16 protein-coding genes are annotated in these 15,867 nt (G+C 67.8%); 13 read left to right on the top strand and 3 right to left on the bottom strand.

Annotation, left to right across the window (positions count from 1 at the left end; translation table 11 throughout):
• Positions 1-50: 50 nt before the first annotated feature.
• The 3 genes from ACFVMC_RS20290 to ACFVMC_RS20280 are packed head-to-tail and all read left to right on the top strand — an operon-like array spanning position 51 to position 2,047.
• Positions 51-941 (top strand): LysR family transcriptional regulator, encoded by an 891-nt coding sequence (locus ACFVMC_RS20290; RefSeq protein ID WP_379212304.1) that lies wholly within the window; start codon positions 51-53, stop codon positions 939-941.
• A 51-nt stretch (positions 942-992) separates the two neighbouring features.
• The gene (locus tag ACFVMC_RS20285; protein ID WP_379212302.1) at positions 993-1,874 is read left to right on the top strand and encodes an SPFH domain-containing protein; all 882 of its coding nucleotides are present in this window, start codon (positions 993-995) and stop codon (positions 1,872-1,874) included.
• An 11-nt stretch (positions 1,875-1,885) separates the two neighbouring features.
• Positions 1,886-2,047: a toxin-antitoxin system HicB family antitoxin gene (locus ACFVMC_RS20280; protein WP_379212300.1), complete on the top strand. Its 162-nt coding sequence runs from the start codon at positions 1,886-1,888 to the stop codon at positions 2,045-2,047.
• Between the two features lie 16 nt (positions 2,048-2,063).
• On the opposite strand, the gene ACFVMC_RS20275 is transcribed toward ACFVMC_RS20280, so the two are convergent.
• Entirely contained in the window at positions 2,064-2,912 is an 849-nt protein-coding gene (locus ACFVMC_RS20275; RefSeq protein WP_379212298.1) for a class I SAM-dependent methyltransferase, read from the bottom strand.
• 289 nt (positions 2,913-3,201) lie between these two features.
• On the opposite strand from ACFVMC_RS20275, the gene rpsA reads away from it, so the two are divergent.
• Positions 3,202-4,674 carry a 30S ribosomal protein S1 gene (gene rpsA, locus ACFVMC_RS20270; RefSeq protein WP_379212296.1) on the top strand — a complete coding sequence of 491 codons (1,473 nt, stop codon included), beginning with the start codon at positions 3,202-3,204 and terminating at the stop codon, positions 4,672-4,674.
• A gap of 67 nt (positions 4,675-4,741) precedes the next feature.
• On the opposite strand, the gene ACFVMC_RS20265 is transcribed toward rpsA, so the two are convergent.
• Positions 4,742-5,422 (bottom strand): NAD(P)-dependent oxidoreductase, encoded by a 681-nt coding sequence (locus ACFVMC_RS20265; RefSeq protein ID WP_379212294.1) that lies wholly within the window; start codon positions 5,420-5,422, stop codon positions 4,742-4,744.
• A 94-nt stretch (positions 5,423-5,516) separates the two neighbouring features.
• Here ACFVMC_RS20265 and ACFVMC_RS20260 point away from each other — a divergent pair, with 94 nt between their 5' ends.
• From ACFVMC_RS20260 to ACFVMC_RS20225, 8 genes are all read left to right on the top strand, one after another.
• Positions 5,517-6,206 (top strand): TetR/AcrR family transcriptional regulator, encoded by a 690-nt coding sequence (locus ACFVMC_RS20260; protein ID WP_379212450.1) that lies wholly within the window; start codon positions 5,517-5,519, stop codon positions 6,204-6,206.
• Positions 6,207-6,272: 66 nt separating this feature from the next.
• Positions 6,273-7,001, top strand: a complete 729-nt coding sequence (locus ACFVMC_RS20255) for a Fic family protein (RefSeq protein ID WP_379212292.1) — start codon at positions 6,273-6,275, stop codon at positions 6,999-7,001.
• 77 nt (positions 7,002-7,078) lie between these two features.
• Entirely contained in the window at positions 7,079-7,777 is a 699-nt protein-coding gene (locus tag ACFVMC_RS20250) for a hypothetical protein (protein WP_379212290.1), read from the top strand.
• A 42-nt stretch (positions 7,778-7,819) separates the two neighbouring features.
• Positions 7,820-9,193 carry an SPFH domain-containing protein gene (locus ACFVMC_RS20245; RefSeq protein WP_379212288.1) on the top strand — a complete coding sequence of 458 codons (1,374 nt, stop codon included), beginning with the start codon at positions 7,820-7,822 and terminating at the stop codon, positions 9,191-9,193.
• 148 nt (positions 9,194-9,341) lie between these two features.
• Positions 9,342-10,319: an ornithine cyclodeaminase gene (locus tag ACFVMC_RS20240; RefSeq protein ID WP_379212286.1), complete on the top strand. Its 978-nt coding sequence runs from the start codon at positions 9,342-9,344 to the stop codon at positions 10,317-10,319.
• Entirely contained in the window at positions 10,310-11,647 is a 1,338-nt protein-coding gene (locus ACFVMC_RS20235; protein ID WP_379212284.1) for an alanine racemase, read from the top strand. The genes ACFVMC_RS20240 and ACFVMC_RS20235 overlap by 10 nt, the downstream gene beginning before the upstream one ends.
• Complete coding sequence (locus tag ACFVMC_RS20230; RefSeq protein ID WP_379212282.1) at positions 11,644-12,732, top strand: PLP-dependent cysteine synthase family protein; 1,089 nt, start codon at positions 11,644-11,646, stop codon at positions 12,730-12,732. Before ACFVMC_RS20235 ends, ACFVMC_RS20230 begins: the two co-directional genes overlap by 4 nt.
• 10 nt (positions 12,733-12,742) lie before the next feature.
• Positions 12,743-14,134 carry an MATE family efflux transporter gene (locus ACFVMC_RS20225; protein ID WP_379212281.1) on the top strand — a complete coding sequence of 464 codons (1,392 nt, stop codon included), beginning with the start codon at positions 12,743-12,745 and terminating at the stop codon, positions 14,132-14,134.
• Between the two features lie 50 nt (positions 14,135-14,184).
• Here ACFVMC_RS20225 and ACFVMC_RS20220 read toward each other — a convergent pair whose 3' ends face one another.
• The gene (locus ACFVMC_RS20220) at positions 14,185-14,400 is read right to left on the bottom strand and encodes a hypothetical protein (protein WP_379212279.1); all 216 of its coding nucleotides are present in this window, start codon (positions 14,398-14,400) and stop codon (positions 14,185-14,187) included.
• Between the two features lie 284 nt (positions 14,401-14,684).
• Here ACFVMC_RS20220 and coaE point away from each other — a divergent pair, with 284 nt between their 5' ends.
• Complete coding sequence (gene coaE, locus ACFVMC_RS20215) at positions 14,685-15,857, top strand: dephospho-CoA kinase (RefSeq protein ID WP_379212277.1); 1,173 nt, start codon at positions 14,685-14,687, stop codon at positions 15,855-15,857.
• Positions 15,858-15,867: the final 10 nt, after the last annotated feature.

The raw sequence follows: 15,867 nt of genomic DNA, 5'->3' as shown, positions 1-15,867 counted from the left end.
CACAGTCGGCAACGGTTGTCGTCCAATACCTGTCGTGATAACCGTTGGTTATGGATGTGCACGGCAGGGATCTGCGCTATTTCGTCGCGGTGGCCGATCAGTTGAATTTCACCCGCGCGGCGGAAGGGTTGTTCATTTCCCAGCCCGCGCTCAGCAAGCAGATTCGGATGCTCGAAAAGCAGGTGGGCGCGGTGCTTTTCGACCGCGACGGCCGCTCGGTCCGGCTGACTCCGGTCGGCGCGGCGCTGCTGCCGCAGGCTCGGCTGGTACTGGCCGCGTGGGAAACCGCCCGCGTCGCGGTGGAATCGGCGAAGGCGGCCCAGGCGGCGACACTCACCATCGGGATCAGTACCAGTCCGGGCCGTGGGCTGCTCCCAGCGGTCCGCTCCCGGTTCACCGCGACTTATCCCACGGCGAAAACCGTGCTGCGCCAAGTGGGTTGGGCCGATCCGACCGCCGGTCTGGCCGACGGCAGCGCCGATCTGGCCTTCGTCTGGCTGCCGCTCGCGGACACGCGGCGCTATCAGTGGATCGTCGTCGCGCACGAGCCGCGACTGGTCGCGTTGCCCGAGGCGCATCCGCTGGCCGCCCGGGAGTTCGTCGATTTCGGGGATCTATTGGACGAGCCGTTCCTCGCCCTGCCCGCGGCCGCGGGCGTGCTGCGCGACTATTGGCTCGCGCTCGATGCCCGCGACGGCCGCCCGCCGCGCATCGGCGGCGAGGTCGCCAGCACCGAGGAGACCTACGAGGCCGTGCTCGACGGTCGCGGCGTGGTGCTGCTCGCGACCGGCAATGCCCCGCTGATCGCCAGGGAGGGGGTGGTGGTCCGGCCGGTCCGTGGCATCAGTCCGAGCGAACTCGCTCTGGCCTGGCGGCGTGCGGATCGACGGCCGCTGGTGCGCGGCTATGCCGAAGCGTGCCGCAGGGCCACTGGACGCTGAGCGACGTCGGCTGCTATCTTAGTGATATCACTTTGATACTGGGAGGATGTCATGAAGCTCAGGTCCGCATTCCACATCGACGGCTTTCTCGTACTGGTGGGCTGGTTGGTGCTCACGCTGTTCTTCGGCGGTGTGGCCGCATTCGGATTCGTCGCCGCCAAGGACGGCAACATCGCCGCGCTGATCGGCGCGATCGCGTCCTGTGTGGTCGTCGTGATACTCCTGCTGCTGGCCACCGGGCTCACCGTGGTGAACCCGAACGAGGCCAAGGTGGTGCAGTTCTTCGGCCGCTACATCGGCTCGATCAGCGCGCCGGGCTTCTACTCCACGGTGCCGCTCACCGACCGCAAGAGCATCTCGCTGCGCGTGCGCAACTTCGAGACCCAGAAGCTCAAGGTCAACGACGCCGACGGCAACCCGGTCGAGATCGCGGCCGTCGTGGTCTACCGCGTGGTCGACAGCTTCAAAGCGGCCTTCGCCGTGGACGATTACGAGGAATACGTCGAAACCCAGTCCGAGGCCGCCGTCCGGCACCTGGCCACCTCGCACCCCTACGACGCCCACGACGACGCCCGCACCAGCCTGCGCGATGGTGCCGAGGTCGCCGAGGAACTCACCGTCGAACTGCGGGAACGGACCGAGCTGGCCGGCATCGAGGTGCTGGAGGCGCGCATCACCCACCTGGCCTACGCGCCGGAGATCGCCCAGGCCATGCTGGTCCGCCAGCAGGCCGCCCAGGTCGTCGCCGCGCGTACGCACATCGTCGAGGGCGCGGTCGGCATGGTCGGTCTGGCACTGGAGCGGCTCACCGAACAGGGCGTGGTCGAACTCGACGAAGAGCGAAGGGCCGCAATGGTTTCCAACCTGCTCGTGGTGCTCTGCGGTGACCGAGCGACCCAGCCCGTCGTCAACGCCGGCACCCTCTACAACTAGAGGTTCGGCCCATGCCCGCCGAACGCAAGAAGCTCCTGTTGCGGCTCGATCCGGCCGTCCACGAAGCCCTCGCCAAGTGGGCGGCCGACGACCTGCGCAGCATCAACGCGCAAATCGAATACGCACTGCGCCTGGCCTTGAAGGAAGCGGGCCGCGACCCGAAATCGAAATAGGAACCGGCCTGGCCCCTCAGGCCGGTTTCTCGGTGACGAAGATGGCGGTGCCTGGGAAGAGTTCGCCGCGCAGCGGGCTCCACTGCCCCCACTCCCGGTCCAGCCACTCCGGCCAGTCGGGTTCGAGAATGTCGGTCACCAGCAGACCGGCCGCGACGATTTCCCGGACACGGTCGCCGATCGTGCGGTGATGCTCGACGTAGGTGGGTTCGCCGTCGCTGTCCACCTCCACATACGGGGTGCGGTCGAAATACGGGATGGTCGCGGTGAGCCCGGCCGGGCCCGGATCGTCGGGGAAGATCCAGCGCATCGGATGATTGACCGAGAAGACCCAGCGCCCGCCCGGCCGCAGCACCCGGGCCACCTCCCGCATCACCTGGGCGGAATCGGCGACGAAGGGCACCGCGCCGAACGCCGAACAGGCCAGGTCGAAGGATTCGTCGGCGAACGGCAGCGCCTCGGCGCCCGCCTGGACCAACGGGACACGCGGCCCGCCCGCGGCCATCGCGGCCAGGCCGCGGGCCAGCATCTTGCCGGACAGATCCAGGCCGACCGGGTGCGCGCCCTGACCGGCCAGCCAGCGCGCGCACGGCGCCGAGCCGCAGCCGATCTCGAGGATGCGCTTGCCCGCGATCTCGCCCAGCAGACGCATATCGCCCTCGTGCAGGCCCTCGGGGCACCAGACGAACTCGCCGCCGGGGGAGTCGACGCCGAGGAAGTCGGCGTGGGTCTGGTGATACTGGTCGGCGTCGGCGTCCCACCAGCGGCGGCTGGCACGCTGGCTGTCGGCCGAGCCGATCCGGGTGCGCGCCGTCCCGGCGGTTCCTAGCAGTGCGTTTGCTTGCGCATGACGATCTTCCGACACGCCGACACCTTAGTACGGCGTGGCGTCGACACCGGTTTGCCCGTGCCGACCAAGGTCGCGTACGCTGAACGTCGCGAGTGGCTTATATCTTGCTGTGTACCTGTCCGGAAGTAACGATCCACCGACAGATACAGAGTACTGAGTATCAGAGCGCCCGTGCTGAGTTTCACGAGTGGGGTTTGCGGTACGTTCCTATGTGTCCGTCGTCGCATCGTCGCGGTGAGAACGCAGCGTACCGAAAGTTCCAATGTCCGCAACCGACCACAATCCGTCCGGAGCAAACCGACACATGCCCACCACCGTCACCTCGCCGCAGGTAGCCGTCAACGACATCGGCTCTGCCGAGGATTTCCTCGCCGCCATCGACGCCACGATCAAGTACTTCAACGACGGCGACATCGTCGAAGGAACCATCGTCAAGGTCGATCGCGACGAGGTCCTGCTCGACATCGGTTACAAGACCGAAGGCGTCATCCCCTCCCGCGAGCTCTCCATCAAGCACGATGTCGACCCCAATGAGGTCGTTTCCGTGGGTGATGAGGTCGAGGCCCTCGTTCTCACCAAGGAGGACAAGGAAGGCCGCCTGATTCTGTCGAAGAAGCGGGCGCAGTACGAGCGTGCGTGGGGCACCATCGAGGAGCTCAAGGAGAAGGACGAGGCCGTCAAGGGCACCGTCATCGAGGTCGTCAAGGGCGGCCTGATCCTGGACATCGGCCTGCGTGGCTTCCTCCCCGCCTCCCTCGTCGAGATGCGTCGCGTCCGCGACCTCCAGCCGTACGTCGGCAAGGAGATCGAGGCCAAGATCATCGAGCTGGACAAGAACCGCAACAACGTGGTCCTGTCCCGCCGCGCCTGGCTCGAGCAGACCCAGTCCGAGGTCCGCAGCGAGTTCCTGCACCAGCTGCAGAAGGGCCAGGTCCGCAAGGGTGTGGTCTCCTCGATCGTCAACTTCGGTGCCTTCGTGGACCTGGGCGGCGTCGACGGCCTGGTGCACGTCTCCGAGCTGTCCTGGAAGCACATCGACCACCCGTCCGAGGTCGTCGAGGTCGGCACCGAGGTCACCGTCGAGGTGCTCGACGTCGATCTGGACCGCGAGCGTGTCTCCCTGTCGCTGAAGGCGACCCAGGAAGATCCGTGGCGTCAGTTCGCCCGCACCCACGCGATCGGCCAGATCGTGCCGGGCAAGGTCACCAAGCTGGTTCCGTTCGGTGCGTTCGTGCGCGTCGAAGAGGGCATCGAGGGCCTGGTGCACATCTCCGAGCTGGCCGAGCGCCACGTCGAGGTGCCGGACCAGGTTGTCGCCGTCGGCGACGACGCGATGGTCAAGGTCATCGACATCGACCTGGAGCGTCGCCGGATCTCGCTGTCGCTGAAGCAGGCGAACGAGGATTACCACGCCGAGTTCGACCCGTCGAAGTACGGCATGGCCGACAGCTACGACGAGCAGGGCAACTACATCTTCCCCGAGGGCTTCGACCCCGACACCAACGAGTGGCTCGAGGGCTTCGACAAGCAGCGCGAAGAGTGGGAAGGCCGTTACGCCGAGGCCGAGCGTCGCCACAAGATGCACACCGCTCAGATGGAGAAGATGGCGGCCGACGCTGCCGCCGAGGCCGCCAATGGCACCGCCTCCGGCAACTACTCCTCCGAGAGTGGTTCGCAGGCGTCCACGTCCTCCAGCTCCAGCGAGTCGGCCGGCGGTTCGCTCGCCAGCGACGCGCAGCTGGCGGCACTGCGGGAGAAGCTCTCCGGCAACGCCTGATTTCACATACCTCGAAGGCCCCGATCCACTGGATCGGGGCCTTCGGGCATTCAGGGGGAAGTTCCCGTCAGGCTGCGGCGACGGTGAAGCGGCGCTGGAGATAGCGGGGGTGCTCGGCCTCGTCGAGGAGGGCGACCGCGAGGTCTTCGGCGGAGATGTCGGTGTCGGCGGGCAGGATCTGATCGTCACCGACGCGGTAGCGGCCGGTGCGGGTGCCGGGGTCGATCCGTCCCGAGGAGGGGCTGAGATAGGTCCACTTGCGGTTGGACAGTCGATAGACGTGCAGTGCTTCGCGCAGTGCGAGGATCACGGTCCGGTATTCGGCGGGCACGCCGAGCACATCGGTCAGGATCGTCGTGAATTCCGTTCCGGTATCGACCAATTGGAGCCCGGGCGCGACTTCCAGGCTGCCGCCGCCGCCCACCGAGATGACGCGGGTTTCGGGATGCCGTTCCAGAGCGCGCACCATCGCCCGCGCGCCGATCACGAAATTCTGTGCGTTGACGATGGTGTCGTCGATGCCGTGGCCCGCGTTGACCGCGCTGATCACCACGTCCAGGCCGTCGATGGCGTCGGCGATGCTGTCGGCGTCCAGCCAGTTCGCCACCTGCCAGGTCGTGTCCGCCGTGGCGGCGGGGAATCGTGCGGCGTCGCGGGCGAAGGCGGTGACCTCATGGCCGCGCCGCCGTGCTTCGATCGCCACCCGGGCGCCGATGGTGCCGGTCGCGCCGAATACTCCGATTCTCATGGATCGCTCCTGTTCTGCATGCAGTTCATTTACTACACGGCGTTCAGCATTTGCACGGCTGATAGTAGCGAAACGCTGTAGAGTGTCAACCGTGATGCTGACCCGACGGGAACGACTGCGGGCCGAGGCGACCCAGGAGATCAAGGCGATCGCCATGCGCCTGCTCGCCGAAAGTGGCCCGGACGCAGTGACTCTGCGCGCTATCGCGCGTGCGATGGGCATGACCGCGGGCGCCCTCTACGGCTACTTCGCCACCCGCGACGACCTGATCACCACCCTGATCTCGGACGTCTACACGGCCCTCGTCGACCGCGTCGAGGCCGCCCGTGACGCCATCCCCCCGGACGATATCGGCGGCCGAATCATCGCCTGGGGCACCACCGTTCGAGACTGGGCGGTCGAGAATCCCGCCGGGTTCCGCCTCGTCTACGGCGACCCGGTCCTCGGCTATCAACCGCCGCCGGGCGGCCCCGCGCGCAGCGCCGAGCTACGCGCCTGCACCGGACTCGTCGGCTTGGCGGCAGCCGCGTGGCCGCGCGCCGCACACCGGCAAACCATCGGCGACGCGACCTGGACGGATTTCGACCCCGACCTCGTCACCCATGTCCGCCAGGACTTCCCGGACCTTCCCCCCGCCGCCCTGGCCCTCGCCCTGCGCATGTGGGGCCGCATGCACGGGCTGCTCGCCCTCGAGATCTACGGCCACCTCACCCCCCAGTCCCGCGACCCCGCCAAGCTCTACCACGCCGAAATGCTCGACCTGGTCCGTTCACTCGGCCTGTGAGCAGGCACGAAGCCGGGTATTCGAACGGTCCGACGATAGGGTGTGACGGGTAGGAGGTGCACGACTGTGGAAGCACTGGGCTTCACGTGGGATCCGGCCGCAGTGCCGACCGATATCGAGGTGTCGTCGGTGGAGCGGGTGCTGTGGCGGTACCGCAAAGCCATGCCCGCATCGGTGTGGGACGCCGCCCAGCTGGAAGGAAACCCGTTCACCTTTCCGGAGGTGCAGACCTTGATGGAGGGCGTGACGGTAGGCGGCCGAAAGCTCAGCGACGAGCGACAGGTGATCGGACTGGCCGATTCGGCGCGATTGCTGGACGAGTTGGTCAAGGCAGGGCAGTTCGGGCTGGACAAGGCGACATCCGACCGTTTGCAGTATCTGATCGCCAAAGACGAAGCGCTGGAAGCCGGATGCTTCCGAGGCGAGGGCCGCGAGCGCTCGAATGTGGCTGTGAACCTCGGCGAGTACGGCGCACATATCCCGCCTCCGACCGAACCGGGCGGCGATAATCTCCGTGAGTTGTTCGAGCGGGGTGTCCTGGAGTTGTCGGCTGCCGCGCCCTTCGAGCGCGCCATCGCCTACTTCTTGTTCGCTGCGTACCGGCAGTTCTATTACGACGGCAACAAGCGCACCGGCCGCGCGATGATGAACGGTGTCCTGTTGTCCCACGGCATGGATGCCATCAGCGTGCCTGCCGCGCGCCGCCTGGAGTTCAACACCCGCATGGTCGACTTCTATCGCTCTGCCGACGCCAGCGAGATGTTCGCATTCATGGCGTCCTGTCGCATGCCGTAGTTCGATGCGGTCGCTGATTCGCGTCGGAGCTGGAGCGCCGCATATGCTGTGCCCAGGCTCGACAGGGAGGGGTGCCGGTGACCGGGTTCGGGGCGGGCGGAGCAGCGGGATATCCACCGGCGAATCATGTTGGGGCGGGCGGGTATCCGCCGCAGCCCGGCGGGTACCCGATCGGGGGCACGCCGTATCCGCTTCCGCCGCCGGGCAATTCAGGTATGAAGGCGGCGCTGGCCGCCATTCCGGTCGTGGTCGTCCTGGTCATCGGGATCGCCGTATTCGTGGTGTGGCAGCAGCGGTCCGAGGCCCGGCAGGGCTTTCCCTGGGCCGCGATGGATCAGACGATCGCCGATACGTTCCCGGGCCTGGTCTCCCGCAACGATCAGGGCGTCGGGTGGGATGGGACGACCTGCGGCAAGTTCATGGTGGACGGCAACCGCAAGGAGCTCGCGTCGGTGAAATGCACGACCGAGGATCCGGAGAAGGTGTCGTTCATCGTGCGGCAGTGCCAGGACGAGGCCAGCGCCGAGTACCACCGGGAATATGGGGGTGCGACGGCCGAACTGAAGCATCCGGGTAGCGCCGTCCCGCTGCGGGTGACCGGCGATCGTACCGACACCCCGTCGATGTACATCGGCTTCCCCGGGGATCCGACGCGAGCGCTGTTCGTCATCGAGATCTTCTTCGGCAGCGAGGCGTACGGTGCGGCGTCCAAACGGAAGACCGTCGGGGATCTGATCCGCGACTGGGTCCAGACGGCGCCCCTGTTCGGGCGCTGAAACCCCTTGGGGAGCATGCTGTTTGCCGGGTAGGGTGCCGCCATGGGGAGCAATCCGGGTAAGAATTCGTATTTGGATCAGGTGGTCGCGCAGTCGGCGGCGCTCGAGGATGATCTACGCACCCGCAAGCCGGCCGCGCCGGCGCCGGGGGCGCCCGCGCAGCGTGGGGCGCTGGCCAAGCGGGCCGAGCGGGTGGTGGCGCCGCCGGTGGGTGAGGGGACCGGGCCGGTCGAGGTCCGGGTGACCGGCTTCTGGCGCTGGCGCACGGTGCTGGTGCCGCCCAACGCGTTCGTCGTGCACACCCGGCGCGGGCGCGACGCGCCCATGCATATCGGTCTCGGGGTCTCGTTCGGCTACAACCCTGCGACCGATTCGTATCTGGTGGTGCCGGGTGCGATGCAGACCATCCTGATCAACGCCTACTGCATCTGCCGCGAATTGCAGGGCGTGCTGGTGCAGGGCTATGTGCAGTGGATCATCGAGGATTTTGCGACCGCATATCGCAAGCTGGATTTCTCCGACCCGGAAGATCCCATGCGGCTGGTCAATATTCAGCTGCGCGAGCAGGCCGAGGCCGCCATCAAGGACAAGGTGTCCACCATGGGTGTGCGCGATGTGCTCAGCGACAAGCAGCCGATCATCGAGGAACTGACCGCGCGGCTGCGCGCGGTGGCCGAAGGCTCGGAGAACGGGCTCGGTCTGCGCATTGTCACCGTGCAGATCAAGGAGGCGGTGGTGAGTTCGTCCACGCTGTGGGAGAACTTGCAGAAGCCGTATCGCAGTGAGCAGAGTCAGGTCGCCCGGCTGGCGGAACTCGCCGCGCAGGAGGTGATCTCGGCGCGGGAGACCGCCGCGCACCGATCCGCCGAGGAGCGCCGGATCGAGAACGAACGCGAACTCGCCGAACTACGCGCCCGCAACGAAGCCACCCGATTCGACCGCGAAACCGTCGAGCAGTTGCGCCGCACCACCCGCGAACACGACGATCAACGCGCGGTCGCCGAACTCGCGCAGGAAACCGCGGTGCACGCCCTGCGCCTGGAACGCGAACAGCACGACCTGAAGGTCGAGAATCTGCGGCGCCGGCTGGAATTGCGCAGTCAGGAACTCGACGGTGAATTGGATCGCGCCGCCGCCGAATCGCTGGGCCGGCACAACGACGAATTGCTGGCACTGGACCGTGAGCGGATCCGGGTCGATACCGCGAACGCGCAGAACCCGGCCAATCTCCAGGCCCGTCTGGTCGAAGGTCTGCCGGAGATCGTCGCCCGGCTGCCCAAACCGGCGGAGCTGAAGTCCTATCAGATCGGCGGCGACCTCACGGCGGTCTCGGCGCTGCTCACCCAGATCGGCGCGGTCGTCGAATCCTGGTCGGCGACGAGGAATCCCGGTCCGGGCGGGGAGCCGCCGCGGTAGGGGCCGGCTATGGCGTAGGTCACGATCTTACTGACAATCATTGTCGGTAAGCATACGATCCTGCCGCGGGTTTGTCGCGCGGAGCCGAGCTTCGGTGTGCGGCAATCGCATTCGCGCCCGCATCGGATCCGCACGACATCGGAGCCCTATGCCCAAAGCCATGCATGTACTCACCCGGTCCGACCTGGAAGACGTCGAACTCACCCCGGCCGATGTGCTCGACCTGGTGGCGGAGGCCTATCAGGCCTTCGCCCAGGGCGATTCCCGCTGTCCGGTCAAACTCATGATGCCGATCCCGAAGGCCGAGCGGGACGCGGTGTCCTACTCGATGCTCGGCTACGACGGCTCCCTGGAACAGGTCGGATTCAAGACCTCCTACCGCCAGGGCGGCGACAGCGCCGAGAAGTACTACACGACAATCAGTTTGTACGACGACGTGACCGGGCTGCCGTTCGCGTTCATGGACTGCCAGCGCGTCGGCGCGGCCCGCACCCCTGCGACCACCGCCCTGACCGCCCGGTACTGCGCCCGGCCCGGCGCGCGCAGCGCGCTCATGATCGGGACCGGCGTACAGGGCCGGAACACGCTGCCGTACCTGCTCACCGCCCTGCCCGGGCTCGAGCGACTGCGCTTGTTCGGCACCCATCCCGACGGCATCGCCGACAGCATCGCCACCCTGCACCGCTGGTTCCCGGACCGTGCGGTCGAACTGGTGGACGACGTACCCGCGGCGGCGGCCGAATCCGATATCGTCGTCGTCGCTTCCGGCCGGGCCGCCCATCCCGAGGTTCGCACCGACTGGCTGCCGCCGGGCGGTCTGCTCATCTCCGTAGCCAGCAAGGGGGTCGCGAGCGGCGCGCTGCGGCAAGCCGACTACGCCATCGCGACCAGCACCGGCCAGCTGGGCGTCACCGGAACACGGTTGGCCGGCCCCGGCGGCGAGGTCCGGATCGATGCCGAACTCCCCGAGATCATCGCGGGACGCGCACCGGGCCGGCGCACCGATACCGACCGGGTGTTCGCCTTCTCCAGCGGCATGATCATCACCGACATCCCGGTGGCGCACGCATTGGCCACCCGGGCGGTGGCCGCCGGACGCGGACAGCGGGTGCGACTGTGGAGCTGAGCACCTCACCGGTGCGCCTGCCCGCGCTGGAACAGCCGTGGCAGCGGCAGGTGCGCGCCGATCCCGATTTCCTGTTCGACATCCACCACGCCGTCGGTGGCCCGTTCCACGTCGTCCATCCCGAACAGTTCGCCGCGAATCTGCGCGCCTTCCAGAATGTGCTGGCCGCACATCGGGTTCCGGGCCGGGTCTACTTCGGTAAGAAGGCGAACAAGGCGGGCTGCTGGCTCGATGTCGCCGCCGATCTGGCCGGCTCGGTGGACGTGGCGAGCACACCGGAGTTGGTCCATGCCCTCGCGCACGGTGTGCGCGGCGCGGACATCGGCGTGACCGGCGCCGCGAAGAGCCCCGAGTTGCTCCGGTTGGCCGCCCGGCACGATTGTGTGGTCGCGGTCGACGCGCTCGACGAGCTGGAACGGCTCGCCGCTATCGCCGCCCGGTCGGGCCGGGTGCGAATCCTGCTGCGTCGCTTGCCACCGGGCGCGCCGCACAGCCGGTTCGGACTCGCCGACGGCGAGCTCGAGCGGGCGATCCAGCGCTGCGGCGAACTCCCCGAGATCGAACTGATCGGGTTCTCCTTCCATCTCGACGGTTACCAGGCCCGCCCGCGCGCCGAACTCGCCCACGACCTGCTGCGGTGGTGTGCGGCGGCGAAAGCCCAGGGCCATCCGATCTCGGCGCTGTCGCTGGGCGGCGGCTTCGCCTGCTCGTACCTCGGCGCGGACGACTGGTCGGCTTTCCTCGCACGCGACCACGCCGAGTTGTTCCATGCCGGTAGACGTTTCGAGCGGTTCTATCCGTATGCCCAGGCTCCGACCGGAGCGGCCATGCTGGAGGCGGTCCTGACCACGGAATTCGACGGCCGCCCGCTGGCCGCGCATGTGCGCGCCGCCGGGGTCGAGCTGTTTCTCGAACCCGGCCGCGCGTTGCTGATCGATGCCGGATTCACCGTCTTCCCGGTACTGGGTTTCAAGCGCAACGCCGACTACGGCATCACGACCGTGCAGGGGCTGAGCATGAGTGTGTCCGAACAGTGGAAGGGCAGCGAATTCCTGCCCGATCCGATCCTGGTGCCGCGCCGGATCGACGCGGGCGCGAGCCCGATCGCCGCCTGTGTCGGTGGCTCCAGTTGCATGGAATACGACATGCTCACCTGGCGCAAGGTCGTCTTCACGCAACGGCCCGAATTCGGTGATCTGCTGCTGTACCCGAATACCGCCGGGTATCAGATGGACAAGAACGAAAGCGAATTCCATCAACTGCCGTTGCCCCCGAAAGTCGTGGTCGACGTGAACGGCGGGCGGCCGAGCTGGCGGCTGGACCGATGACGCGTCCACGCCGCGCCCGCGAGAACATCGTGCGACACGCGTCCGAATTGATCGGTGCCACACCACTTCTGGAACTCATCCGGACCGGCGCGGGCACCCGCCTGTTGCTGAAACTGGAGCAGTTCAATCCGACCGGCTCGGCCAAGGTCCGGATGGCCCGGGAGATGGTGCTGCAGGCCGAACGCGACGGCCGGCTCCGCCCCGGCGGGCATATCGTCGAACCCACCTCCGGCAATACCGGAACCGGGCTGGCGCTGATGGCGCTGGAACGCGGCTACACCTTCACCGCCGTGGTCGACGGGCACGCCGCCGTGGACAAGCTGCGCGCGATGGAAGCCATGGGTGCGCGGTTGGTCCGGGTGGACAGCGCGGGCGCCGGCGGGCCGAGCACCGTGCAACGCCGGCGGGTGGCGGCCGAGATCGCCGCGGCCACCGGCGCGTATCGCCCGGACCAGCACAACAATCCGCACAACAATGCCGGATACCGCGAGCTGGCGGGCGAACTGCACGCGGATCTGAACACCGATATCGACTATCTCGCCGGGGCAGTCGGCACCGGCGGCTCGCTGTGCGGCACGGTCGACGAACTGCGCCGCCTCGGTTCCGGGGTGCGCGCGCTCGGTGTCGAACCCGCGGGGTCGATCATCTTCGGCGGACCGCCGGGACCCTACTGGCAGTCCGGTGCGGGCAGCCCCGCCGGATTCCCGATCGGCGGCAATGTCCACTACGCGGCCATCGACGAGACCTGCCGGGTGGGTGATGTCGACGCGTTCGCGACCGCGCGGGTGGTCGCGCGGCGCACCGGCATCCTGATCGGCGGCACGGCCGGCGCGGTGGTGTTCGCGGCGCTGCGCCGGCTGGTGCAGTTGCCCGCGGGCATTACCGCGGTGGCGCTGGTGTGCGACGCGGGGGAGAAGTACCTCGACACCGTCTACGACGCGGGCTGGTTGCGCGACCGCGGATTGTATTCGGAATCGGCACAGCGGCGGGTCATCCGGATGCTCGATGCCTACGACGCGTCGGTGCAGCTGGCCGCCGCCGACGTCCACCGCGCCGAACGCGCGCTCGCGACGACGGGAAGCTGAGGGACTCACGATGATTCGAAGAAACGACTATCGCGAGATCGTCGCCCTGGCCGCGCCGCTCGCGGGTATCCAGCTGGCCCAGGTCGCCTCGACCACGGTGGATCTGGCCATGATGGGTCTGCTCGGGATCGAGGCGGTAGCGGCGGGCGGATTGGCGCTGCTGCTGTACAACCAGGTCCGGACCATGTGTGTCGGCATGGTCACCGGGGTCGGCAACCTCGTCGCCGGTGCGGTGGGTCAGGGTGAAAAGCGCACCGGGACCGGTGAACTCGACGAACCCGCGCGAGCGGAGGTGCGCGGGTACGTGCGAGCGGCGCTGGCCGTGGCCACGCTGACCGCGGTGGCGGGCGCGCTCGCCCTGTGCGGGCTCGGCCTCGCGCTGGCCTGGCTCGGCCAGGAACCGGTGGTCCGGGACCTGGCTCGGCCGATCATCTGGGCGCTGGCACCGGGACTGATCCCGATGCTGTGGCTGAATGTGTTGCGGCAGTACGCGGTCGGCATGCGGCGGGCCGGATCGCTGCTGCGCGTGACGCTGCTGTCGGTCGGAGTCAATGCCGGATTGAACGCGCTGTTCGTCCTCGGCTGGTGCGGGTTACCGAAGCTCGGCCTGGCCGGAATCGGACTGTCCACCACTCTGGTTCAGCTCTGGACCTGCGCGGTGTATCTGGCTACTGTGCGCCGCGACCCGGTGCTGGGCGAGTTGCTGTCGCTGCGGGCCTGGCGCGCCGACCGCACCACGATGCGCCGGATCACGACAGTGGGCACGCCGATCTCGTTGACCTATGGCGCCGAAGCCGCCGTCACCTCGGTGGCGACGCTGCTGCTGGGCGGACTCGGCCCGGCGGCGCTGGCCGCCAGCAATATCGTCAACCAACTGGCCTACATCGTGTACCAGGTGAATATCGGATTGTCGCAAGGCGCGTCGATTCTGGTGAGCCGGACGGTCGGACAGGGCGAATGGGTGCGGGTGCGCGGCATCGCGCGTCGCACCTTCACCCTCGGGTTCGGATTCATGACCGTGGTGGGCGGCTGCTACGTCCTGTTTCCGGACGCGGTGCTACTGCCTTTTCTCGGGTCGCACCGCGCGGACACATCGGTGCTCGCCACCGCCTCGACATTGCTCTGGTTCGCCATCGCGCAGCAGTATTGCAAGGGCTCGCAGAATGTGTGTATCGGGCTGTTGCGCGGGATCGGTAATACCGTCGGGGGGCTGCGCAATACGCTGATCGGCTATTTCCTCGTCGGCGTCCCGGCGATGATGCTGTTCGGATACGGCCTGGACTGGCGGGCACCCGGAATCTGGCTCGGCCTGTGCCTGGGTTTCGGCGCTACAGCCGCGCTGGTCTGGCGGAGCTTTCTGCGCGGATTGCGGGCACCGAGCCCGGCTGCGGTACCGGTCTGAAACAGCGCGGTGGCCCAGCCGGAACGGGCTGGGCCACGGTGGAATTCGGATCAGGCGGCAGTCGCCGGGGCGGGCGCCCAGTAGACGGCAGCGGTAGAACGCTTACGCATGGCGGCGAAACTGTGCCGGGCGGGATTGAGCAAGGTGCTGACCCACGAGCGGCGATGCTCGGCGAGCGCGGCCGCGACGGCCGGAATCTGGGTGCAGTGCACGCCCCCCGTCATACCCAAACGGTGGCGACCCGTCTGGTGGATTCTGGTCCTCAATGGTGTTCCTTTGCTAGCTGGTCCTCTGGCCTGGATCGCCTGCGCCGAAGATTAGCCGAAGAAATGGCTCGGACAGAGTATTTTGCGGAAGTAATTGCCTGGGCGTGTCGGAAAGTTCGTGGGTCGAAGGCCGTTTCTGCCGAAAATGTTGCGAAACGGTATCGGCCTCGTCACGGAACGGGCAATTGGGTGAAACCGGGTGTCACAGTGGGTAATCCGCGCCCTCGGATCCGGGCCCGCAGGGGGTGTGCGGCGGTGTGGGCGGTGGATGCGAGACTGGTCCGATGTTGCGGATCGGCCTCACCGGAGGCATGGGAGCGGGCAAGTCGACGGTGGCGCGGATTCTCGCCGAGCAGGGCGCGGTCATCATCGATTCCGATGTATTGGCCAGGGAAGTCGTCGCACCCGGTTCCGAGGGATTGGCCGCACTGGTGGCCGCGTTCGGCGACGGTATTCTCGCGGCGGACGGCAGCCTGGACCGGCCCGCGCTGGCCGCTCGCGCCTTCGCCGATGACGAATCCCGCGCCACGCTCAATTCCATCACTCACCCGCTGGTCGGCCGGCGCACCGCCGAATTGATCGCGGCGGCGCCGTCCGACGCGATTATCGTGCAGGATATTCCGCTACTCGTCGAAAACGGGTTGGCGCCATTGATGAATTTGGTGGTGGTCGTCGACGTCGACGCCGAGACCCGGGTGCGGCGCCTGGTCGAATTCCGCGGGGTCCCCGAAAGCGATGCGCGCGCCCGCATTTCGGCCCAGGCCACCGACGAGCAGCGGCGCGCGGTCGCGGATGTGCTGCTGGACAACAGCGGCGGACCGGGGGAGATCGACGCCGCGGTGCACCGGCTGTGGACCGAGCGGCTGGTGCCGTTCGAGGCGAACAAGCGTGCGCGGACGCCCGCGCCCAAGGGGGAGCTGCGGCTGGTGCCTGCCGATCCGGCGTGGAGCGTACAGGCGGAGCGGATCATCGCCCGGCTCTGGGTGGTCTGCGGCGCGGCGGCCGAGCGGATCGATCACATCGGTTCCACCGCGGTGCCCGGCCTCGACGCCAAGGATGTGATCGACATCCAGATCACGGTGGCGGATCTGGCCGCCGCCGACGGCCTGCGTGACGCCCTCGCCGAGGCCGGGTTCCCGCGCCGCGAGCACATCACCCACGACAACCCGAAGCCGACCGCCGCCGACCCCGGGCTGTGGGGGAAACGGTTGCACGGCAACGCCGATCCGGGCCGCCGCGCGAACGTGCACATTCGTGCCGCGGGCACACCCGGTCAGCAGTTCGCGCTGAATTTCCGCGACTGGCTGCGGTCGGACGCCGAGGCGCGCGCCGAATACCTCGCGGTCAAGCGCGAGGCCGAGGCCAAGGCCGCCGGACTCACCGGCCCTGCGGCCTCCGACGCGTACTACGGCGTCAAGGAACCCTGGTTCGACTCGGCCTACGAACGCCTGCGCTGATCGAGACTGC

This window comes from Nocardia sp. NPDC127579 (genome assembly GCF_042672005.1).
In the GTDB taxonomy this organism is placed as follows: domain Bacteria; phylum Actinomycetota; class Actinomycetes; order Mycobacteriales; family Mycobacteriaceae; genus Nocardia.
Note: the sequence above shows the minus strand (reverse complement) of the source record. Positions and strands in the feature narration are given on the sequence as shown.

Coding starts and splice junctions, on each gene's coding strand:
- ACFVMC_RS20290 (WP_379212304.1), top strand. CDS start 51: ATGGATGTGCACGGCAGGGATCTGCGCTATTTCGTCGCGGTGGCCGAT.
- ACFVMC_RS20285 (WP_379212302.1), top strand. CDS start 993: ATGAAGCTCAGGTCCGCATTCCACATCGACGGCTTTCTCGTACTGGTG.
- ACFVMC_RS20280 (WP_379212300.1), top strand. CDS start 1,886: ATGCCCGCCGAACGCAAGAAGCTCCTGTTGCGGCTCGATCCGGCCGTC.
- rpsA (WP_379212296.1), top strand. CDS start 3,202: ATGCCCACCACCGTCACCTCGCCGCAGGTAGCCGTCAACGACATCGGC.
- ACFVMC_RS20265 (WP_379212294.1), bottom strand. CDS start 5,422: ATGAGAATCGGAGTATTCGGCGCGACCGGCACCATCGGCGCCCGGGTG.
- ACFVMC_RS20260 (WP_379212450.1), top strand. CDS start 5,517: ATGCTGACCCGACGGGAACGACTGCGGGCCGAGGCGACCCAGGAGATC.
- ACFVMC_RS20245 (WP_379212288.1), top strand. CDS start 7,820: ATGGGGAGCAATCCGGGTAAGAATTCGTATTTGGATCAGGTGGTCGCG.
- ACFVMC_RS20240 (WP_379212286.1), top strand. CDS start 9,342: ATGCCCAAAGCCATGCATGTACTCACCCGGTCCGACCTGGAAGACGTC.
- ACFVMC_RS20230 (WP_379212282.1), top strand. CDS start 11,644: ATGACGCGTCCACGCCGCGCCCGCGAGAACATCGTGCGACACGCGTCC.
- ACFVMC_RS20225 (WP_379212281.1), top strand. CDS start 12,743: ATGATTCGAAGAAACGACTATCGCGAGATCGTCGCCCTGGCCGCGCCG.
- coaE (WP_379212277.1), top strand. CDS start 14,685: ATGTTGCGGATCGGCCTCACCGGAGGCATGGGAGCGGGCAAGTCGACG.